Below are 21335 nucleotides of genomic sequence, written 5' to 3' on the forward strand. Positions count from 1 at the left end.
TTTTCCTCCATTACGCGGGCGCCATTGCGCACGCCTACATGCAACAGCTGTCCAAATATAGCACAGGCCCCCCGACGTGCAACGAACGTACACGGTCTGTGCGTTTCTTCATCTCCTCCTTGACCGGCGGTCCCATGGGACAAATAATTTCTGCTGGAAAATGTTTCCGGCAGAAAGGAGAGCCATGGAGCCCATGGAGGAATCCCATGGTACCTGCGCCACGCCGCCCGGCGAGCCGGTCCCCGAGGCGATACGCGAGCTCGCGGGCCGGTTCCTGGAGGAGGCGTTCGCCGCGAGGCGGCTCGTGAAGCCGCCGCTGGCGCACCTCGACGGCCACGGCCTGCGCCTCGAGGACGCCGGCCGCGGGTGCATCGGCCTTCTCGGAGTGCTGTCCGACGAGGGCGGCTGCGCCAGCCCGTCGCTCTTCGCCCGTCAGCTCGGCCTGACCCCGGCGCGGGTCTCCAACATCCTCTCGGCCCTCGAGCGGGAGGGTCTCGTGGAGCGCGGCCCCTCCGCAGGCGACCGCCGCCGCGTGGAGGTGCGCCTCACCGAGAAGGGCCGCGAGGTCGACGCCCGCATGAACGAGGCGCTCGCCCGGCGCACGGCCGACCTCCTCAACGCCCTCGGCGAGGAGGACTCCCGCGAGCTCGTGCGCATACTCGGGCGCATCGTCGCCGTGCTCGGAGACGCCCAATGGCAGCAGGCCCAGCGGCAGCAGGCACAGCAGCGGCAGGGGAGGTGCGGGTCATGAGGGTGTTCCGGTTCCTCAAGGGCCACGGCCTCGCCGTGGCGCTCTGCATCGCGCTCCTCGTGGTCCAGGCCAACCTGGAGCTGGCGCTGCCCGGCTACATGAGCGACATCATCGACGTCGGCGTGCAGCAGGGCGGCATCGAGGGCCCCGTGCCCCGCACCATCTCCGAGCGGGACCTCGCCGACCTCGAGATGTTCATGGCCGAGCCCCACGCCGCCCTCGTGGAGAGCATCTACGGCGAGCCCGACGCCGACGGCATCCGCGCCTACACCGGCACGGAGGCCCAGGCGGCCGACGACGGCGAGGTGGGGGAGGCCATGGCGCTCCCCGAGTGCGTGGCCCTCTCGTTGGGGCAGGGCATCGACCCCTCCAAGATGGAGGGCGCGGCGTCCTTCGAGGACATGGGGTCGTCGCCCCAGGCAGTTAAACTCGCCGCCACGCCCCAGGGTCGCGAGAGGCTCGCCGCCGTGCAGCGGGCGCTCGCCGCCTCCGACGGCAGGCTCACCATGGACGTGGTCCGTGCGCTCTACGACGCGGGCCTCGTGGACCGCGCGCAGCTCGTGGACGCCGCCGACGCCATGTCGGACGCCATGGGCGCCATGGCCGGGTCCATGACGTCCCAGCGCGCTGTGGACTACGTGCGCTCCGTCTACGGCTCGCAGGGCGTGGACCTCGACCGGGTGCGCTCCGACTACCTCGCCCGTACCGCGCTCGTGATGTTCGGGCTCTGCGCGGCGACCCTCGCCACCACCGTGGCCGTGGGTCTCATCGCCAGCCGCACCGCCGCGTCCGTGGCCCGCGACCTGCGCCACCGCCTCTTCTCCAAGGTCATGGACCTCACGCCCTACGACGTGGACCGCTTCTCGCCGTCGTCGCTCATCACCCGTTGCACCAACGACGTGCAGCAGGTGCAGATGGTCGTGGTCATGATGCTCCGCATGATCCTCCTGGCGCCCATCATGGGCATTGTCGCCTTCGTCCAGGTGTGTGCCACCAGGAGCGGCCTCGAGTGGATCATCGCCGTGGCGCTCCTCGTGCTGCTGGCCGTCGTCGGCGTGCTCATGGGCCTCACCATGCCCAAGTTCCGCCGCATGCAGTCGCTGGTGGACCGCCTCAACCTGGTGTCGCGCAACATGCTCGACGGCCTCATGCCGGTGCGTGCGTTCGGCCGCGAGGCCTACGAGCTCGAGCGCTTCGACGAGGCCAACACCGAGCTCAAGGAGACCCAGCTGTTCACCAACCGCTCCATGAGCCTGCTCATGCCGGCGATCATGCTGCTCATGAACCTCATGGCCCTCTCCATCGTCTGGTTCGGCGGCTTCGCCGTGGACGACGGCACCATGCAGGTGGGCACCATGATGGCGTTCATCTCCTACAGCGTGCAGATCGTCATGGCGTTCATGATCCTCGCCATGGTGGCCGTCATGCTGCCGCGCGCCGAGGTCTCGGCCGTGCGCATCGACGAGGTGCTCGACTGCGAGCCCCTGGTCACAGACCCGGCAGACCCCGTCCCCGTGCCCGAGGGGGCGCCCGTCGGCGAGCTCGTCTTCGACGACGTCACCTTCCGCTATCCCGACGCCGCCGACCCCGTGGTGGCCTCCGTGAGCTTCAGGACGCAGCCCGGCCGCACCACGGCCATCATCGGCTCCACGGGCTCGGGCAAGACCACGCTCGTGAAGCTCGTGCCGCGGTTCTTCGACGCCACCGAGGGCACCGTGTCGCTCGACGGCGTGGACGTGCGCGACATGGCCCTCGACGACCTGCGCTGCCGCATCGGCTACGTGCCGCAGCAGGGCCTGCTGTTCTCCGGCACCATCCGCAGCAACCTGCTCTTCGGCGCGCCCGACGCCACCGACGAGGACCTCCGCTGGGCGCTCGAGGTGTCGCAGTCGGCCGAGTTCGTGGACCAGCTGCCCGAGGGCATCGACACGCCCGTGGCCCAGGGCGGCACCTCGGTCTCGGGCGGTCAGCGCCAGCGCCTCTCCATCGCCCGTGCCCTGGCACGCAGGCCCGAGGTCCTCGTGTTCGACGACTCCTTCTCGGCCCTCGACTACGCCACGGACGCCCGCCTGCGCGACGCGCTGGCGTCCCAGGTGCGCGGGGCCGCGGTGGTCGTCGTGGCCCAGCGCGTGGCCACGATCATGCACGCCGACGAGATTCTCGTCCTCGACCGCGGCACCCTCGTGGGCCGCGGAACCCACGAGGAGCTGCTCGCCGCCTGCCCCACCTACCTGGAGATAGCGCGCAGCCAGCTCTCCGACGAGGAGCTCGACCTCACCGAGGCCCGCGCCAACGGCCTGGTGGACGACGACGCCCCCGCCCACGACGACCCCGAGGAGGTGGCCGACAATGGCCGATAACCGCGCCCCCGCCATGGCCCGCGGCCCCATGGGAGGCCCCGGCCGCCACCGCGGCTCCGGCGAGAAGGCCAAGGACCTGGGTGGCACCCTTCGCCGGCTCGTCTCCTACGCCCGGCCCCACATCGCCGCGCTCGTGCTCGCCCTGCTCTTCGCCGTCGCGTCCGTGGCCTTCAACGTCGTGGGCCCCGACGTCCTCGGCCGGATCACGACGAAGCTCTTCGAGGGCCTCGTGGCCAAGGTCGGCGGCACCGGCGGCATCGACTTCGCCTGGATCGGCCGCACGGCCCTCTTCCTGCTGGGCCTCTACCTGGCCTCCGCCGGCTGCTCCGCCGTGCAGGGAATCCTGCTCACCGGCGTCTCGCAGAAGGTCTGCTACCGCCTGCGCTCCGACATCGCCGAGCGCATCTCCCAGGTGCCCCTCGGCTACTTCGACGACCACTCCAAGGGCGACGTGCTCTCCCGCATCACCAACGACGTCGACACGCTGGGTGCCTCGCTCAACCAGTCGCTGTCCCAGATGGTGACCTCGGTCACCCAGGTCGTGGGCGTCGCCGCCATGATGGTCTCCATCTCGCCGGTCATGGCCGGCGTGACGTTCCTCTGCCTGCCCCTCGCCCTCGTGGTGGTCCTCGTGGTGGTCCACTTCTCCCAGCGCTACTTCGTGCAGCAGCAGCGCACCCTCGGCGCGGTCAACGGCATCGTCGAGGAGGACTTCGCCGGCCAGATGGTCATCCAGGCCTTCAGCCGCCGGCAGGCGTCCGTGGAGGAGTTCGACGCCGCCAACGAGGGCCTCTACGACAGCGCCTGGCGCAGCCAGTTCCTCTCCGGCCTCATGCAGCCCCTCATGAACCTGGTGTCCAACATGGGCTATGTGGGCGTCGTGGTCGTGGGCGCGGGCCTCGCCGCGGCCGGCACCATCTCCATCGGCGACATCCAGGCCTTCATGCAGTACGTCCGCAACTTCACCCAGCCCATCTCGCAGCTGGCCAACGTCGGCAACATGCTGCAGTCCATGGCCGCGGCCGCCGAGCGCGTCTTCGAGTTCCTCGACGCCCCCGCGGAGTCCGAGCCCGAGCGCCCCGAGCGCCCCGCGTCGCGCGACGGCTCGGTGGCCTTCGACGACGTGGTCTTCGGCTACAAGGCCGACGAGCCCGTGATCCGCGGCCTGTCCTTCTCGGCGGACCCCGGCCAGACCGTGGCCATCGTGGGCCCCACCGGCGCCGGCAAGTCCACGCTCATGAAGCTCATGCTGCGCTTCTACGACGTCGACGGGGGAGTGGTCCGGGTCGACGGGCTCGACGTGAGGCGCTGGTCGCGCCCCGACCTCCGCGGGAACTTCGCCATGGTGCTGCAGGACTCCTGGCTCTTCAAGGGCACCATCCGCGAGAACATTCGGTTCGGCCGGCTCGACGCCACCGACGGGGAGGTGGAGGAGGCCGCGCGCATCGCTCGGTGCGACCACTTCGTCAACACCCTGGACGGCGGCTACGACTTCATGGTCAACGAGGAGGGCACCAACCTCTCCCAGGGCCAGCGCCAGCTGGTGACCATCGCGCGGGCCGTGCTCGCCGACCGCCCCGTCCTCATCCTCGACGAGGCCACCTCCAACGTGGACACGCGGACCGAGGTGCTCATCCAGGAGGCCATGGACCGGCTCATGGCCGGCCGCACGAGCTTCGTGGTGGCCCACCGGCTCTCGACCATCCGTAACGCCGACAACATCCTGGTGTTGGAGCACGGCGACGTGGTGGAGCAGGGCACCCACAGGGAGCTCCTCGCGAAGGACGGCGTCTACGCCAGGCTCTACAACTCGCAGTTCGAGGGGTGCGACTAGGGGCGCGGCCTGCGGTGATGAGGGCGCGGCATGCGGCGAGGGCCCTCGGATGCGCCCCCGCCCCGCGGCGAGAGGTCCTGGGTGCGCGACCGCCCGGCGAGGGCAGGCGAGTGCGCGGTTTGTCCTCGGCGAAGCGCCCCCGATGCGCGGTTTCGGGTTCAGAACGCGCATCGGGGGCCTCTCGCCGCGGCCGGGCCGCGCATCCACCGCCTTTCGGCGGGGAGCCGCGCATCGGGGGCGTTTCGACGGGCCGGAAGGGCTCCAGGCCCCATGGTCGGGCCCGAGGGGGGCAGGAATCCAGGCCCCATGGTCGGAACCCGTCGGCGAGACACAGCGAACCCCCTGCTCAGACGCGCCGGGCGAGGGGGTTCGCACAGTTGGAGGTTGGTGGGCCCAGTAGGATTCGAACCTACACTCCAAGGATTATGAGTCCTCTGCATTGACCGTTATGCTATAGGCCCGATACAGAAAAGGGCGGCGACCGAGGCCGCCGCCCTGTATCATGTGGTGGAGATAAGGGGGATCGAACCCCTGACCTCATGACTGCCAGTCATGCGCTCTCCCAGCTGAGCTATATCCCCGTGGGTTGGTGCGTCGATAACTATAGCAGAAGCCGAGGCCTCCGCAAGCACTTTTTTCGCCGATTGGGTCACGATGTCAAAACAGCCCCTCTCACCAGGCAAGACACGGGCCATCGTCGCCCTGTGCGCCGTCGTGGTCGCCGTCGCCGCCTGGGTGCTCTGGCCCCTCGCGCTCGGACCGGACCCGACCCCGGCCCGCGGGCTGCCCGAATCCGACTTCGTCGGAGGAGACGGGGCCGCAGGCGACCGGGACGGCGACGGCGTGCCCGACCCCGAGGACATCGTCGCCTCGGCCCGCGCCTACACGGCCACGCGCCCCCGTTACGGGAGCGCCTACTACGAGGGCGGCCCGCCCACGGACGGCCGGGGCGTGTGCACCGACCTCCTCGCCGCCGCCCTCAAGGGCGCCGGGTGGGACCTGCAATCCCTCGTGGACGAGGACATCCGCGCCGCCCCCGGGGCCTACGGCGTGGTGGAGCCGGACCGGGCCATCGACTACCGGCGGGTGAGGAACGTCGCCGTCTACCTGGGGCGCCATGCGGCCTCGCTGACGCTCGACCCCCGCGACGCCGCCGCGTGGCGTGCGGGGGACATCGCCGTGTTCGCCGACCACGTGGCGGTCGTCTCCGATGTCCGCGACGGGGACGGCGTGCCCTACCTCATCCACCACGAGGGCCCGCTGCAGCGCTCCTTCGAGGAGGACGTCCTGGCCTCCCGCGCCGACCTTGTGGGGCATTTCAGGCTCTGAGGCCGCCCGGCCGAACGGGGCCGGAAGGGTGGCTACCATGGGATGTTGCTGGCACGCACCCAGGACGACCGGAAAGGACCCCTCCCGTGGCCGACAAGAACGACCGACCCCTCACCCCCGCCGACCGGCGCAAACAGAAGCGCGAGGCCAAGGAGGCGAAGGCCCGCGAGAGGCGCATCCGTGCCCGGCAGGGGGACCGCAGGCTGTTCCCCAAGGTGTCCAAGAAGGCCGCCACCGCGTTTGTGGCCGTCGTGGCGGTGCTGTTCGTCCTGAGCGTCTTCTGGCGCCTCGGTCCCGGCTCCCAGGCCCCCCGCGTGCAGGGCACCGACGCCCCGGCCGTGGCCAAGAAGGGCGCCACCATGATCTACAAGTCGGGCTCCTACACGGTGGGCACCAACCTGGACGCCGGCCAGTACAAGTTCCTGGCGGCCGGTGGGCAGACCGCCGCCGTCTCCGTGGACGGCGGCGAGGCCGCCTCCTTCACCACGCAGTGCTGGCTCGAGCTCTCGGACGGCCAGAAGGTGGAGGTGTCGGGCGCCACGTTCGCCTCCGGTGACGACATATCCGCAACCGACGCGCAAGAAGTCGAGGGCACGGGTATCTACAAGGTGGGCACCGACTGCCCCGCGGCCCGCTACGCGGTCACCTCGGACGGCTCCGGCGACGCCTCCTACGCCGTGCTCGACTCGGACGCCCCCGGGTCGGAGCCCGCGGCCTCGGGGTCGGTCGACGGCTCCACGGAGGTGCAGGTCGCCGACGGTCAGTACCTCGAACTGAAAGGCTGTGTCGCGACCGTCCTCGGATAGCCCACGGCCCTGACGCTTCACCCTGTTAGGAGGGGCCATGGCACGGGACTCGGCGGGTAGAGGCCGCACCACCGCAGTCAAGGGTCTGGCGGTCGCCGTCGCCCTCGCGGTGCTCTGCGTGCCCGTGGGCCTCTCCTCCTGCACGGCGGGGAGCGCGAAGGCCACGGGGGCCACCACCCTGGGCCAGACCCGGAAGGTGGGCCACGGTCGGAAGCCCGACGCCGACGAGCTGCTCGTCATCCGCACGGGCGAGTCCACCTCCGCCTACGGCAAGCCCATGCAGGTGTCCGTGCCCTTCGACGGGTCTGCGGTCCCCGCGACCCTGGTGACGGAGTTCTTCTCGACGTCGCGCTTCCTCTTCATCTACGTGGACGGCGACATGGTGGAGGTGCAGGAGACCCCCAAGGACCGCACGGTGGTCCAGCTTTCGGGCGACCGGCTGAGCCGGGGCACGCACACCGTGGAGGCCGTCCAGTATGCCGGCGACAGCCCGGCGGCCACCGTGACCATGTACAAGACCGCCCAGTACGTCGTCTCGTGAGGGAGGACGATTGAACCGAAGGATCTCTGCCCTGGCCGACACCCCGCGCGCCCGCTCCGCAGTGCGCAACGCCGCCGTGGCCTACCTCGTCCTCACGGGGGCGGCCATGGGCCTCGTCATCTATCTCCTCGCCTGCGCGGCCGCATGGGTGAGCGAGCGGCCCGGCGGCTTCTCAGCCCCCGTCCGGGTGGTGCTCGTCTCGCTCCCCGCAGGCGCCTGCCTCGTCTTCCTGTTCGTCCTTGCCGCCGGGGCGTGCGCCACGGGCATCGTCCTCGCCTCACGCGCCCTCCGTGCGCCCACCCGCGGCGTGCCGCGCTGGCTGGGGAGGGCCTCGGCCTTCCTCGTGGCCCTCTACCTCGCCGGCGTCGCCTGGTCGTTCACCCAGGCAGACCCCGTGCTCTTCTCCGCCTTCGCGCTCATGCTCATGCTCACGGCCGTCTTCCGCCGGGTGGTCACGGAGAACGTCGTCGCCCCGCTCCCGGAGGAGCCAGACTCCGACGCCGTGGCGTGCTCCGAGGGGCTCTCGCGGCTCATCACCGGCTACTGCCAGCTCATGGTCATCTGGGGCTCCATGGAGTGCGTCATGGCCATGACCTACCTTGCCAAGGTGACGTCCGTCCCCATGGCCGAGCCCGGCTTCGTCTCCACCATGGGCTCCGGCGTCACCACGGGCCTGATACTCCTCCTGGAGGGTGTCTACTTCATCGCGTGCGCCGTCTTCAACGTGCGGGGGGCCAAGCGCCAGCACGACGCGCGGGTCGGCCTGGGCCTGCTCTTCGCGGGGATCGTCGCCGCGCTCTCCCTGCTCGTGCTGGCCGTCGCGGTGAGGGCCATGGGGTCGCCCGACGGCACGGAGCAGCTCTTTTGCGCCGTGGTGAGCTCCGGTCTCATGGCCGGCGCCTACGCGAGGTGCCGGGCGCGGCTCAAGCCGTCGCATCGCCCGACGGCAAACGGTTACACTGCATAACGCCATTGACAGCTGTCCCGGGAGAGCCGGGGGAGGGGAGCGGACAATGTCCACCGACCGCAAGCTCATGAAGGTCATGAGCCTCATCCTTTTGGCTTGGTCCCTGGTGATCTTCGTCTACGACGCCCTGTGCATCGTGACGGTGGCCACCAACGGCTGGCACGCCGCCGGCCTCGTCCTCGTGGCCAGCTACACCTTCCAGGGCCTGTTCGGCGTCTGGACCGGTATGGCCGGCGTCAAGGGGGCCAACACCCCGTCGCGCTCCGGCAGGTTCAACGTGGGCGCGGCCATCCTCTCGCTCTTCGAGCTGTTCTGCCTCGTCTACACCCTCGTGATGGGCTACGACCTCGGCGGCCGGGTGCTGGGGGAGGACATCCCCAGCATCGTCCTCGAGGTGGTCGCCCTCATCGTCTGCGCCGCTGGTTGGATGTTCGGCAGGCGCGTCCTGGAGGCCTCCAAGAAATAGGCCAAATTGACCCTTGCACGCCGAGACGCTTCTGCTAGTATAAATACCCGTGCGGCAGCGTCGCACCTACGGGCGATTGGCTCAGTGGTAGAGCACATCCTTCACACGGATGGGGTCGCTGGTTCGAACCCAGCATCGCCCACCAGAGAAACTACAGGTCATCGGGGTAACCCGGTGGCCTGTTTTCTTTTGGTCGCAAAGGTGGTCGCAAAATCCCGCAATGTCGGTCCATGAAAACGCCGCCGTCCTACGAAAAAGGCGCCTCCCGAGGGGACCGATCCCCGGGAGGCGCCCGATGTTCCGTGTCTCTAAGGTCTGCCAGATCCTCGTGGGGTAGGAGCGACAGCCACACACGAACCCAGAAGGGTGCTAGTTGATGGAGTTCACCAGCTTCTGGATGCCGGACTTGCGGTCGGCGGCCTGGTTCTTGTGGATGATGCCCTTGGAGGCAGCCTTGTCGAGAAGACGGCAGGCGTGGTTGCACTTCTCCTGGGCCAGGGCGGCGTCGCCGGCCTCGACGGCCTCGCGGACGTGCTTGATGGCGGTCTTGAGCTCAGAACGGACGGCCTTGTTGCGGATGCGGGCCTTCTCGTTGGTCTTGTTGCGCTTCTTCTGCGACTTGATGTTAGCCACGTGCGGTTCCTTTCGATGCGATACTGTGAGGCCTCTTGTTGAGACACGGTGAGGCAACTTCGCAATACTAGCATAGGGAGCCTGGAACAGCGCATCTACGGCGCACTATGGAGAAAAGTCCGCACATCTCCCGCTCCGGCCGGGCCGTCTTGCCCATGCTAGACTTGCTCCTATGGCTACCACAGACCTCTCTCACATCAGGAACTTCTCCATCGTCGCCCACATCGACCACGGGAAGTCCACCATATCCGACCGCATCCTCGAGATGACCAACACGGTGGAGGAGCGCGACATGGAGTCGCAGCTCCTCGACACCATGGACATCGAGCGCGAGCGCGGCATCACCATCAAGTCCAACGCCGTCCGGGTCATGTACACAGCTGACGACGGCGAGACGTACCAGTTCAACCTCATCGACACCCCGGGCCACGTGGACTTCACCTACGAGGTCTCGCGCTCCCTGGCCGCCTGCGAGGGCGCCGTGCTCGTGGTCGACGCCACCCAGGGCGTGGAGGCCCAGACCGTCTCCAACGCCAACCTGGCCATGAACGCCGACCTCGAGATCGTGCCGGCCATCAACAAGATCGACCTGCCGAGCGCGCACCCCGACGAGGTCAAGGTCGAGATCGAGGACGAGCTGGCCGTCCCCGCCGAGGACGCCGTGTGCGTGTCGGGCAAGACCGGCGAGGGCATCCACGACCTGCTCGAGGCCATCGTCTTCCTCGTGCCGCCCCCCGAGGGCGACGCGGATGCGCCCCTCAAGGCACTGGTGCTCGACTCGTACTTCGACGAGTACCGCGGCGTGGTGGCCATGGTCCGCGTGTTCGACGGCCACGTGGCCAAGGGCGACGAGCTCACCATGATGCAGACCGGCCAGGACTTCCTGGCCGACGGCGTGGGCGTGAAGCGCCCGGTCGAGGTGCTCGTGGACGAGCTGGGCCCGGGCGAGGTGGGCTTCGTGGTCACCGGCCTCAAGGACCCCGAGAGCGTGCGCGTGGGCGACACCCTCACGTACCGCGATCGTCCCTGCGCCGAGGCGCTGCCCGGCTACCGCGAGGCCAAGCCCATGGTCTACACCGGCATCTTCCCGGTGGACAACAAGGACTACGAGGACCTCCGGGACGCCTTGGAGAAGCTGCACGTCAACGACCCGTCCCTCGTGTGGGAGCCCGAGACCTCCGTGGCCCTGGGCTTCGGCTTCCGCGTGGGCTTCCTCGGCCTCCTCCACATGGAGGTGGTCAAGGAGCGCCTGGAGCGTGAGTTCGACCTCGACCTCATCGCCACGAGCCCGTCGGTGGACTACCACGTCTACCTCACCGACGGCGAGACGATCGACGTCCGCAGCCCCCAGGACCTTCCCGACGTCACGCGTATCGACCACATCGAGGAGCCCTACCTCTCCGCCAAGGTCATCGTGCCGCCCGAGTTCACCGGTGCCGTGATGCAGCTGGCCGTGGAGCACCGCGGCGTCATGGCCAACATGGACTACCTGTCGGACAAGTCGGTGGAGATGCGGTTCGACATCCCGTTGGCCGAGCTCATCCTCGACTTCTTCGACCAGCTCAAGAGCCGCACCAAGGGCTACGCCTCGCTGGACTACGAGTTCTCCGAGTACCGTCCCAGCGACCTCGTGAAGCTCGACATCCTGCTGTCCGGCGACGACGTGGACGCCCTCTCGTTCATCGTCCACAAGGACAAGGCCTACACGCTGGCCCGCGGCCTCTGCGACAAGCTCAAGGAGATCATCCCGCGGCAGCTGTTCGAGGTGCCCATCCAGGGCGCCATCGGCAACAAGATCATCGCCCGCTCCACGGTGAAGGCGCGGCGCAAGGACGTGCTCGCCAAGTGCTACGGCGGCGACATCTCCCGCAAGCGCAAGCTGCTCGAGAAGCAGAAGGAGGGCAAGAAGCGCATGAAGTCCATCGGCAGCGTCGAGGTGCCGCAGGAGGCGTTCCTCGCCATCCTCAAGGTGGACGAGTAGCCCGTGGCCCCCACTCCGGGCGAGCTGCTCGCCACCTACGGGCCCGCGGCGGGGCTCGCCCCAGCCGTCGCGCCGTTCCCGCGGGAGGGGACGTTCGCCGAGCGTCTCGCCGCAAACCCCTTCCTCATGGCCCCCATGGCCGGCGTCACCGACGGCGCCTACCGCCTCCTCGCCCGTGCGGGCGGGGCGGCGCTCGCCGTGAGCGAGATGGTGAGCGTGGCCGGCCTCCATTACGCGAACGAGAAGACCTGGCGCCTCGTGGACCCGCTGCCCGAGGAGCCGGACATCGTGGTGCAGCTCTTTGGTTCCGACCCCGCGCAGTTCGCCGAGGCCGCCGCCACCGTGCACGACCGCGTGGGCGGCAAGCTCGCCGCCATCGACGTGAACATGGCCTGCCCCGTGCCCAAGGTCACCCGCAAGGGCGAGGGGTCGGCCCTCCTCGACGACCCGGACCGCGCCGCGGCCATCGTCGCGGCCTGCCGCGAGGGTGCCGGCGACGTCGTCCCCGTGACGGCCAAGATCCGCATCGGCCGCAGGCCGGGCGAGACCGTGGGGCCGGCCTTCGCCGCCCGGCTGGAGGAGGCCGGCGTCGCGGCCGTGGCCGTGCACGGCAGGTTCGCGAGCCAGTTCTACCGCGGGGAGTCCGACGCAGGGGCCGTGGCCGACGTCGTCCGCGCCGTCTCGGTGCCGGTCATCGCCTCGGGCGACGCCCTCGACGCCGCGGCGGCCGCGCGCCTCAAGGAGGGGACCGGCGCCTGCGCCGTCTACTGCGCGAGGGGCACCTACGGCGACCCGTGGATCTTCGGCGACGCCGCGCGGGTCCTGGCGGGGGAGCCCGTGGCCGAGCGCGGGGTCGAGGAGCGCCTGGCGGCCTTTGCCCTCCACGTGCGGCTGCTCGAGGCCACGGGCGCCCACCTCGCCCGGGCGCGGTCGCTGGCCGGCTGGTACCTCAAGGGCATGCCCGAGGCCGCCTCCTGGCGAGAGCGCGCCATGCACTGCGACACCGCCGCCGACTACCTCGCCCTCATCGAGGCGGTCGCCGCGCAGTGACGCCCCTGTCCCAACACCCGGACACTTTTGTCCCAATGGTCGGGCACTTTTGTCACTACAGACCTTGATTATGAGAGGGGCGACGATGGCGGACGCGACCGGCTTCCGGGCCCTGTACCTCCACGTGCCGTTCTGCGTGCGCAAATGCGCCTACTGCGACTTCGCCTCGTCGGCCACGGGGCGCCACGACCCGCTCATGGCCGCGTACGCCCGGTCGCTCGCCGCCATGGTGCGCCGCATGGCGGGGGAGGGCCTGCTCGACGGCCTCTCCACCGCCTACGTGGGCGGGGGCACCCCATCGCTCCTAGGGGCCGAGGGCCTCTCCTCCCTGATCGGCGCCGTCCCGTCCGTGGGTGAGCTCACGTTCGAGGCCAACCCCGACTCCTTCTCGCCCGACCTGGCGGCCGCCGCCCGCGACGCCGGTGCCACCCGGGTGTCCCTGGGCGTGCAGTCGCTGGCAGACGACGAGCTCGGGGCCCTCGGGCGCGTCCATGACGGCGAGACGACCCGGCGGGCCCTGGAGGAGGCGGCGGCCAGCGGGCTCCGCCTGTCGGCCGACCTCATGGCCGCCGTTCCCGGCCAGACGCCGGCAAGCCTCGCCGCCAGCGTGGAGGGTGTGGTCGCCGCCGGCGCCAGCCATGTGAGCGTCTACCCGCTCATCGTCGAGGAGGGCACGGCCTTCGGGCGGGCCGTGGAGGAGGGGTCCATGGAGGAGCCCTCGGACGACGAGGAGGCCGCCGCCATGGAGGCGGCCGAGAGGGTCCTCGGCCGGCTGGGCTTTGCGCGCTACGAGGTGGCGAGCTACGCGCGGCCCGGAGAGCGCTGCCGACACAATCTCTCCTACTGGAACGGCACGCCCTACCTGGGCCTCGGCACGGCGGCGGCGTCCATGGCCGACCGCGGGCTCTACGGGCGCCTGCGTCGACTGGCGCCGGGTCTGCCCGCCGTGGCGGCCTCCACAGCGCGGGTCCGTCTCACCTGCGACTCGACCGCCCGGGAGGTGGCCGCGGCCGAGGGGGACCCGTCGCGACTGTCCTTTGGGGTGGAGGAACTCACGGCCAGGGAGGCAGCCGCCGAGGACCTCATGCTCGCGGCGCGGACGTCGGACGGGCTGGGGCCGGGGCTGCTCGCCCGCGCCTGGGACGCCTTCGGCGCGGCGGCCGTGGACCGCGTCGTGGACACGCTGGTGGGGGAGGGGCTCCTCGCCGAGACCCCGTCGGGGTCCTTTGCGCCCACCGAGCGCGGCTGGCTCATGGGCAACGTGGTCTTCGGGGAGCTGTGGGGCTTGGCGGACGGAGACTGACGGCCCCGGGCGGCTCCGGGCGGGGATGCCCCTTCTCCAGCGCGGCCTTCAGCCGGCACCCCATATGGGGTTGCGCGATATAAATGTTCCATCATGAATAGGCTGATGCAAATAGTGGATGAAAACCGCCTCCGCCACCGGTGGTTCGCATATTTCCATCAAGTTGCAGCGCTTATATCGCGCAACCGACTTCGGCCCCCTGCGGTCTCCCGGTCGCGCGCCGGCAACCGCAGCGGTGCCCCCTACTCGCCACCGCCCTCGGCCACGCCCCTCGCCCAGGCGCGCACCTCGGCTCCCACCTGCGGGTCGTCGGCGTAGGCCCCCAGCGCGTCGCAGAGGAACCGCGCATACGTCTCCTTGAGCCGGTGGTCGCCCACCACCTTGGCCTCTGTGCCAAAGCTCGCGAGCCTTCCCATGAGGGCGGCGCCGTCGGACACCGGGACCTCTATGCGGGTGCGCCCATCGTCGAGCACCCGCACGGAGTTCTTGCGGGCCAAAGGCGAGTCCTCGCTGTCCGGGTCGAAGGAGTCCGCGATGGCCTTGAGCACCGAGCCCTCGGCCTCGAGCTCGAGCATGAGGGGGTCCGAGGTGGCATACATCTCGTAGCTGGTCTCCAGGGCGTAGCGCTCCTGCTCGGTGAGGCCGGCCCGCTTGCCCGGGGCCGGGTCCAGGAGGCGGTAGGGGAGCAGGCCGAGGTGGCCCTCGTCGGCCCAGTCCTCCACGCTGCCGGGGATGACGCGGTCGAGCCGGTAGTTGAGGTAGCCGTTGTTGTGCACCACGTAGCGGGGGCCGTCGCAGGTCTCCTCCACGGTCACAAACCGGGCGCTCATGTAGTAGCGGCCCCGGTCCTCGTGCACGGCCACGGGCAGCAGCAGCCGACGCATCTCCCCGTCGTGGCGGGGCTGGGCCACGAGGTCGAGGTCGGGGCCCAGGGTGCCGTAGATGAGCGACACCGGGGCGATCGTGGCGTCCCTTCGGCCGCCCACGGACGAGAGCCGCCCCGCCGCCCGGGCCACAGCCTGATAGGTGGAGAGGAGCGCCGCCGACGACTCGACGCGCGGCCGGTAGCTCATGCAGGGCGCCACGGACCCGTGCTCGGGGGTGTGGTGCAGCAGCTTGACCTTTTCCATGAGGCGGTCCTTGGCCCGGGCGTCGGCAAGGCGCGAGTGGGCGATGGCGTCTGCCAGGATGAAGACCTCCTCGGCCGAGAAGGGCCGTTCCACGTGGTAGGTGAAGCGGTTGCCGCCGCGGTCGCGCGAGGTGACGGTCCGGGTGGGCTCTTTGTCCGGGTCCGCGATGGCGTCGCGACGCGCGAACAGCTGGTTGATGGCGCCGAAGTCGCGGCGGATCCGCTGGAGCGCGTTCTCGTGGGCGCGGTCGGAGTCATACTGGGCGTCGGAGACGAGCAGCCCGTAGTCGCGCTCGAGGGCCGTCAGGATGTCGTCGGGGGCATCCAGGTCGCCCTCGTCCCAGGCGCTCGCCACGAGGGTCACCCCCTCGCCGTCCTCCTCGGACGTGCGGCGGCACAAGAGGTCCCAGAGGGCCAGGAGGCGCTCGGGACTCGACGCCTTGCGCGGTGTGAGGTCTTCCCCGACATGAGTGTCTCTCTTATGGCCGGCCATGGCGCCTCCGTGGACCTGCGGGCTTCGATGTGTCTGACCCATTGTCGCATCAGGAGGCATATCTTGGGAGGGTTTCAGAAAACAGACAATTAACCCTCGAAAGGTCGAGGAACCATCTCGGCAATGGCTGCGTCGACGGCGGCCTGCGCCTCCTCGGGGGTCATGAGCACCTCGCAAGGCTTGCTGCCGTTGGAAGGTCCCACAATACAGAGCGCCCGCATCGTGTCCATGAGGGCGCTAGCCCGCATATATCCCACTTTGAGCTTTCGTTGAAGATGGGATATCGACCCGTTCCTCGTTGCGGTGACTATCTGCGTCGCCAAGGAAATCAGGGGATCTTTCAGATCGGCACTAAGAAGCGGGCAAGGCTCGCTGCTTTTTAGGGATGCCAGGAGCGATTCGTCCCACTCGGGCTTCTGCATCTTCGCCCACATATCAACAATGCGAGGGGCGTCCTCACCAAACCGGAACATGCTCATGAGATGCCAGGGACCGTTATAGGCGGCAGAGCGGCGGGTTTTGTCGAAAGCGACGGAGGAGACGAGGATGTTTCCGTTGGCGTGAACCGGTGCAGACGCTATGAACGTCTTGGCCTTCCAGAGGAGCGGCACCTCGAGCATCCCCTCGTTGCCATCAGCCAAGACGCCCATGAGGTGTATGCCTACCGCCGGGCCCGTCGAAAGCAGCGACATGAGCCCCTTTTGCATATCGAGCCCCCAATAATTCTCGAGACGGTCGAACACGGCAAGGATGCGGGGTTCTTGGCCAGACCGTCCTTCCTTCTCCCTACGGCGGCATTCTTCCGTCAGCCACATAAGCGCCTTCATGCTTTGAGCGCCCCCTGATATGCGGGGAGCAAGAAGGTGGGGGTCACCGTCGACCCACAGCAGGTCCATAGACCCGGTTTCTCCGACAAGGAGCCGGACCTCTTCCGGACTCGATGTGAGCAAGACCGATGAAATCGCGTCGCGCAGGTACTCTTGGACGAACTCACGCGTTGAAGGGCTGACGAGTATTGATCCAGCCTCGTGCAGCGGCAGAATCCCGCATCCTCCCGGACCAGAAGGAGAGCCGAAGGCAATCAGTGGCGCTGCGCCCTTCAGCTGTTCCGCTGAGCTTAGGAAATCGTAGAAGCCCGATGTGGTCCATCCCATCTGAAACGGGTTCCGGTCCATCTCGGCGAAAGGAGCTGCCATGTGGCCGGTTTTGGGTTCATTCGTCATGATCTCTCCGGGCGTCGATGAGCCTGTCGTTCCCTTCCTGGTTGGCGCCCTCCCGCCCGCGCACCATCGCCATGTGGAAGGCCTCCTCGTTGCGCGCCACCAGGGCCTCCACCTCGCCGTCCGCGAGCTCAATGCCCAGCGCCTCAGCCATGAAGGCGAACACCCGCTGGTTGGGGCGGAACCGCGGGTTGTCCCAGATCCAGCCGTCGTCCTCGCCCAAGGACCGCAGCAGGGCCGCGGCCATGGCCGCCGAGCGGGCCTGACCGTTGTCGCAGGCGACCATGATGGTGCCGCGGCCCCGGTGCCCGAGGAAGAACGCTGCCGCCTCCCTTGCCTGCTCCCGCGTCATGGCCTGCGGGTGCTCGTAGGCGACGTCCGCGAACTCCAGCACGAGGCAGTCGGGCCCCTCCTCGACCCCTGCGATCTTGCGGCGCGACGTCATGACGATGGCGGCGGCGGGGGAGGGCAGCCCCGGCACCTCGGTGAGCTCCATACGGCGCATGCGCGACCTGGGCACGATGCGTGACACGACGATCCTGGTGCCGAGGTCTGGGGCCGGCTCCTTGCGGCGGAGCAACGCGCGGAATCGGGTGAGGATGCCAGCCATCGCCTACGAGTCTCTGCGATGATGCGGGGTGCGCCTGTTGGCACAGTCCGGTCGTTGCATATGAGCCGCTCGTGCGATCTCACGATTCAAAACCTCGCGGACGTCGGAGCCGTCGGCCGTGAACGAAACGCCCACCTCGTTTATGACAGCAGTCGACCCGGAATAGCGGGTTGCGCGCACAGGGGAGTCGTACGCCCCCTCAACGGCGACCAGCCACTCGTCGACCTCGGCGGGAGGGACGAGGCGATAGAGGTCCCCGTACTTCCGGCCCTCCATAACGGCGAGCGAGAACGACCGTGGATCTACATCGACAAGGCGAGCTATGGTCTCGACGTCGTGGCGAAGCGCATAATCACCGACGGAGTAGCTCGCCCTTACAATCAGGTGCATGTTGAGCCGGTGGCCTCGCTTCACAATGGGTTCAAGACCGTCCGGGCCGAGCAGCCATTTGTTTTTCTTCTCGATATCTGCAAAGACGAGCAGCGGGCCAGGGTCGATGCCGCGCTCGGAGAGCCTCTCACGGAGCTCGAGCTCGTCGTGAAGCCAGTCGATGCAGGCGTCCCAGGCAAACGGGTCCAACGCAGGCGGGACGACCGTCTTGCATGAGACAGGCGGAAGCTCGCCTTTGACGACGAAGTGGGGCGGGTTCCCGACGACAACGCATTGCATGCCGCCCTTCTCCTGGGCTTGGATTGCAACGGCTTCCATGATCGGCCCTCGTGTTGCGCTCCCCTTGATTTCGGCGAGATGTGGCACGCTCGCAAGATCCAGCGAAACCGGGTTCCCGTTCTCATCCGTGCCGAGGTCAAAGGTCAGGTCCGCCTGTCCGGCGCACGGGTAACCCTCGATTTCCTCGTCGGTGTAGCTCCTGTGCCCATACATGTAGCCAGCGATGGCGCGCTCCATCGTCTCGACCGCCATGCCGATCTCTTGGTGCGGGGCCGCCGCCTTGGGAAGGTATTCGGACCGGATGGTCCGGGCCCGTCGCATGACGTCCTCGACGTTTCCGTCATCCTGCGCGACCGCAAGGAGGGCGGGGTCGACACCCTCCTTCTCCCAACGGTCGACAAGGTCGCGGGCCTTCTCTCGGTCGGGCGTCGAGGTCTCTTTGCCGCCGGTCAAAAGATCGAGGACATACTCCTGCTCTGCCTGTCGTTTTTGGGCTGCGGGCATGGCCATCCTTTCCATGCGGACCTGGCTTCTCGTCATGATGCTAGGGGACCCCTCGACGTATGGCTGCCCCACTGTGTCATAGCCGTTCGACCCGGGAGGATAAGTTCAGGTTGTTGAGAGATCCCAACCGGAGGGGAAGCCATGTCCATCAACGAGCGGCGCGAACGCTATGAGAGGGCCCGTAACCGCAACCGCACAAGCGCCTTTATCGAGCGCCTGGAGGCCGATGACGAGAAGCCCCATGGCATCGTGGTGGAAACCGTAGCCCTCTCGGATGAGGGCTGGCTGGAGCGCGCGTCAATTGGACCGGCATGGACGCTCGTGAGCGAAGCCGTCCTCGACGCCGGTGCGGCAGACCTCACGACGGCTGAGCAGCCACTCGCCTTCCTGGCAGCCTATGAGAACCGCTACGACGCCATCGAGATGCTGGAGTCGCTGACCGCGTCGACGCTCATGAAATGGGTCGCGGAGACACAGGGGGCAGATAGGCTCCCCGTGGGGGTTCTCATGGCTCCTCTTAACGGCGAGGTCGGCATCCTCCCGGTCAGGCACCGTCAGATGCTCGTGCACATGGACGTCCACGGCAGCATCGGGTACCGGCTGGGCTCCGACGAGTCCGAGACCGACTCCGTCTACGTCCGCTGGGCAGACGTCCCCTACGCGGATGCTCTCGAGCTCGTGCGGTCCATGGGCCCTTATACGGCCATCACGCTATCGGGGCTGCTTGAGAGGCTCGGCCTTGAGCCCGACAGGTACCCCTCGGTCATGGTGGAGCTGCCTTCCGGGGAGGAGGCCAGACGATGGGTCATCGAAGTCTCCATCAGCGATTGCGTCTCATTCCGAGACGGCGCGTTTCGGCTCGGCGAGCCCTTTTCCGGAAACTCGCGGTACCCCGATATCCACAAGACCATGCTCATCCGATGGGACGAGCACGCCGATGAACTGCGCTTTCTCTGGCTGCTCTCGGGCGACGGGCGCTGAGGCCCCGGGTCGTCCGCCCACGTTATGCCTCCATCCGGCATAGTCCCTCTTTCAGCGGGCCGTAACCTTCAGCGCATCATCCCGACCCCGAGAGGAGACCCATGGGCCCGTTTGACAAGGTGATCGGCTACCGGAGGGTCGTCTCCGAGCTCGAGCGCATCGCGTCGGTGCTCGTCGACCCAAGCCCCTACGAGCGTCTGGGCGCCCGCGTCCCAAACGGGCTGCTCATCGCGGGCGAGCCTGGCCTCGGCAAGACCCTCATGGCCCGCTGCTTCGTGGAGGCTGCCGGGCGCCCGTGCGTCACGCTGCGGCGCACCGTCGCGGGCAACGAGTTCCTCGGTCAGATCCGCGACGCCTTCGTCAGGGCCGCGGAGGAGGCGCCCTCGATCATCTTCCTCGACGACCTGGACAAGTTCGGCAGCGGCGACCGCAACCGCGCCAGCGAGCCCGAGTACGTGGCGGTGCAGAGCTGCGTCGACGACTACGCCGGCAAGGGCGTCTTCGTGCTCGCCACGGCCAACAACGTCCTGCGCGCCGTGCCGCCGTCGCTCGTGCGTGCCGGACGCTTCGACCGCACCATCTACCTCGAGCGTCCCGAGTACGAGGACGCCCGCCGCATCGCCGCGCACTACCTGAGGAAGCACTCCGTCCCCAACACCATCGACCCCGACGTCGTGGCGCAGTTCCCCATGTCGTGCGCCGAGCTCGAGGTCCGCGTGAACGCCGCGGCCGTCGTCGCGGCATCGGAGGGGAGCGACGTCGTGACGACGGAGCACGTGGTGCGGGTGTGCGTCGAGCACCGGGAAGGGAGGGCCTGGCGCCCCTGCAAGGAGCCCATGGGCTGGCAGGCAGCCGCCAAGACCAAACGGTACTGCGACCGCGCCCGCTGCGCCTGCCACGAGGCCGGCCACCTGCTGGTCATGGAGCTCGTCGACCCCGGGTGCTCGAGCTTCGGGGTGCTCCTTGGCTCCGGCGCCCGGCGAGGGCGCGGCTTCACGAGGGTGCGGCGCGACCACAAGCCGTTCTCGCCCGACCGCACCCCCGAGGACGTGCAGGTCCTGGTGGGTCTGGGCGGACTCATGGCAGAGGAGGTCGCCTTCGGGGCATGGTCCACGGGGTCCCACAGCGACCTGGAGAAGGTCACCGACATCGTCTACGGCGGCCTGGTGCACGGTGTGGGCGGGGTCCAGCACCTCAACGTGATCGGCGAGCGCAACAGGAGGTACACGCCGCCGTCGCCCGAGCGCATCGCCCGGCGCGAGGCGGCGGCCGTCGACCGGATCCAGCGGGACATGGCCGAGGTCCGCTCCCTGCTCATGGGGCACTGGGACCTGCACGGCCAGGTGGCGCAGCTCCTCTACGACCGCGGGATCGTCTACGGCGAGGAGGTACGGGCCATGCTGGCACGGGAGGGGGACGGCACGGCCGAGGGGGACGGTCTAGGCGTCGGCGCCCCGTCGGAAGTAGCCTGAGTCAAAGAACTCGTCGAGCGTGACGCCGAGGCCGCGGGCGATGCGCTCGAGGTTCTGGAGGGAGATGTTGCGCTTGCCGGTCTCCACCTCGGCGAGGTAGGAGCGCGACATGTCGATGGCGTAGGCGAGGTCGTCCTGGCTCAGATCTGCAGCGGCGCGCAGCTCCTTGATGCGCAGCCCGGTCTGCATGCGGATGTCCCAGTCGGTCATGGAGGCCCCTCCCTAGAGCTTCCATC

General features: G+C 68.7%; 19 protein-coding genes and 3 tRNA genes. 14 read left to right on the forward strand and 8 right to left on the reverse strand.

The window, feature by feature from the left end:
- Nucleotides 1–184: 184 nt before the first annotated feature.
- From NFR49_RS01320 to NFR49_RS01330, 3 genes are read left to right on the forward strand one after another with little or no spacing between them, the layout of a single operon-like run.
- Nucleotides 185–751 carry a MarR family winged helix-turn-helix transcriptional regulator gene (locus tag NFR49_RS01320; RefSeq protein WP_251157897.1) on the forward strand — a complete coding sequence of 189 codons (567 nt, stop codon included), beginning with the start codon at nt 185–187 and terminating at the stop codon, nt 749–751.
- Entirely contained in the window at nt 748–3111 is a 2364-nt protein-coding gene (locus tag NFR49_RS01325; RefSeq protein ID WP_251157898.1) for an ABC transporter ATP-binding protein, read from the forward strand. The genes NFR49_RS01320 and NFR49_RS01325 overlap by 4 nt, the downstream gene beginning before the upstream one ends.
- A complete protein-coding gene (locus NFR49_RS01330) occupies nt 3101–4945 on the forward strand; it encodes an ABC transporter ATP-binding protein (RefSeq protein WP_251157899.1) in 1845 nt (614 codons plus the stop codon). The genes NFR49_RS01325 and NFR49_RS01330 overlap by 11 nt, the downstream gene beginning before the upstream one ends.
- 385 nt (nt 4946–5330) lie before the next feature.
- Here the strand turns inward: NFR49_RS01330 and NFR49_RS01335 are convergent.
- A tRNA-Ile gene (locus NFR49_RS01335) sits at nt 5331–5406 on the reverse strand.
- 44 nt (nt 5407–5450) lie between these two features.
- A tRNA-Ala gene (locus tag NFR49_RS01340) sits at nt 5451–5526 on the reverse strand.
- 73 nt (nt 5527–5599) lie between these two features.
- On the opposite strand from NFR49_RS01340, the gene NFR49_RS01345 reads away from it, so the two are divergent.
- The 6 genes from NFR49_RS01345 (at nt 5600) to NFR49_RS01370 (ending at nt 9199) form a co-directional block, all read left to right on the forward strand.
- Nucleotides 5600–6274: a DUF1287 domain-containing protein gene (locus NFR49_RS01345; protein ID WP_251157900.1), complete on the forward strand. Its 675-nt coding sequence runs from the start codon at nt 5600–5602 to the stop codon at nt 6272–6274.
- Nucleotides 6275–6360: 86 nt separating this feature from the next.
- Nucleotides 6361–7080, forward strand: coding sequence for a hypothetical protein (locus NFR49_RS01350; protein WP_251157901.1), 720 nt, complete (start codon nt 6361–6363; stop codon nt 7078–7080).
- A 37-nt stretch (nt 7081–7117) separates the two neighbouring features.
- Nucleotides 7118–7621, forward strand: coding sequence for a hypothetical protein (locus NFR49_RS01355; protein ID WP_251157902.1), 504 nt, complete (start codon nt 7118–7120; stop codon nt 7619–7621).
- A 10-nt stretch (nt 7622–7631) separates the two neighbouring features.
- Complete coding sequence (locus NFR49_RS01360) at nt 7632–8588, forward strand: hypothetical protein (RefSeq protein WP_251157903.1); 957 nt, start codon at nt 7632–7634, stop codon at nt 8586–8588.
- Nucleotides 8589–8634: 46 nt separating this feature from the next.
- Nucleotides 8635–9054 (forward strand): hypothetical protein, encoded by a 420-nt coding sequence (locus tag NFR49_RS01365; RefSeq protein WP_251157904.1) that lies wholly within the window; start codon nt 8635–8637, stop codon nt 9052–9054.
- A 70-nt stretch (nt 9055–9124) separates the two neighbouring features.
- Nucleotides 9125–9199: transfer RNA gene (locus NFR49_RS01370), tRNA-Val, on the forward strand.
- Nucleotides 9200–9423: 224 nt separating this feature from the next.
- Here the strand turns inward: NFR49_RS01370 and rpsT are convergent.
- Nucleotides 9424–9687 carry a 30S ribosomal protein S20 gene (rpsT, locus tag NFR49_RS01375; RefSeq protein ID WP_135977436.1) on the reverse strand — a complete coding sequence of 88 codons (264 nt, stop codon included), beginning with the start codon at nt 9685–9687 and terminating at the stop codon, nt 9424–9426.
- 172 nt (nt 9688–9859) lie between these two features.
- Here rpsT and lepA point away from each other — a divergent pair, with 172 nt between their 5' ends.
- The 3 genes from lepA (at nt 9860) to NFR49_RS01390 (ending at nt 14021) form a co-directional block, all read left to right on the forward strand.
- A complete protein-coding gene (lepA, locus tag NFR49_RS01380; protein WP_251157905.1) occupies nt 9860–11668 on the forward strand; it encodes a translation elongation factor 4 in 1809 nt (602 codons plus the stop codon).
- 3 nt (nt 11669–11671) lie between these two features.
- Complete coding sequence (locus tag NFR49_RS01385) at nt 11672–12718, forward strand: tRNA dihydrouridine synthase (RefSeq protein WP_251157906.1); 1047 nt, start codon at nt 11672–11674, stop codon at nt 12716–12718.
- Between the two features lie 85 nt (nt 12719–12803).
- Entirely contained in the window at nt 12804–14021 is a 1218-nt protein-coding gene (locus tag NFR49_RS01390) for a coproporphyrinogen-III oxidase family protein (RefSeq protein ID WP_251157907.1), read from the forward strand.
- Nucleotides 14022–14263: 242 nt separating this feature from the next.
- Here NFR49_RS01390 and NFR49_RS01395 read toward each other — a convergent pair whose 3' ends face one another.
- From NFR49_RS01395 to NFR49_RS01410, 4 genes are all read right to left on the reverse strand, one after another.
- Nucleotides 14264–15643 (reverse strand): WYL domain-containing protein, encoded by a 1380-nt coding sequence (locus NFR49_RS01395; RefSeq protein ID WP_251157908.1) that lies wholly within the window; start codon nt 15641–15643, stop codon nt 14264–14266.
- A gap of 89 nt (nt 15644–15732) precedes the next feature.
- Entirely contained in the window at nt 15733–16866 is a 1134-nt protein-coding gene (locus NFR49_RS01400) for a DNA translocase FtsK (protein ID WP_251157909.1), read from the reverse strand.
- The gene (locus NFR49_RS01405) at nt 16856–17473 is read right to left on the reverse strand and encodes a hypothetical protein (RefSeq protein ID WP_251157910.1); all 618 of its coding nucleotides are present in this window, start codon (nt 17471–17473) and stop codon (nt 16856–16858) included. Before NFR49_RS01405 ends, NFR49_RS01400 begins: the two co-directional genes overlap by 11 nt.
- Before the next feature lie 3 nt (nt 17474–17476).
- Nucleotides 17477–18646: a hypothetical protein gene (locus NFR49_RS01410; RefSeq protein ID WP_251157911.1), complete on the reverse strand. Its 1170-nt coding sequence runs from the start codon at nt 18644–18646 to the stop codon at nt 17477–17479.
- A gap of 141 nt (nt 18647–18787) precedes the next feature.
- Between NFR49_RS01410 and NFR49_RS01415 the strand changes: the two genes are divergently transcribed.
- Both NFR49_RS01415 and NFR49_RS01420 read left to right on the forward strand, forming a co-directional pair.
- Nucleotides 18788–19627, forward strand: a complete 840-nt coding sequence (locus NFR49_RS01415) for a hypothetical protein (RefSeq protein ID WP_251157912.1) — start codon at nt 18788–18790, stop codon at nt 19625–19627.
- Nucleotides 19628–19728: 101 nt separating this feature from the next.
- A complete protein-coding gene (locus NFR49_RS01420) occupies nt 19729–21099 on the forward strand; it encodes an AAA family ATPase (RefSeq protein WP_251157913.1) in 1371 nt (456 codons plus the stop codon).
- On the opposite strand, the gene NFR49_RS01425 is transcribed toward NFR49_RS01420, so the two are convergent.
- Entirely contained in the window at nt 21067–21309 is a 243-nt protein-coding gene (locus NFR49_RS01425) for a helix-turn-helix domain-containing protein (RefSeq protein ID WP_251157914.1), read from the reverse strand. The genes NFR49_RS01420 and NFR49_RS01425 overlap by 33 nt on opposite strands.
- Nucleotides 21310–21335: the final 26 nt, after the last annotated feature.

Origin of the sequence: Caniella muris (assembly GCF_943193035.1) — a bacterium.
In the GTDB taxonomy this organism is placed as follows: Bacteria; Actinomycetota; Coriobacteriia; order Coriobacteriales; family Atopobiaceae; genus Granulimonas; species Granulimonas faecalis.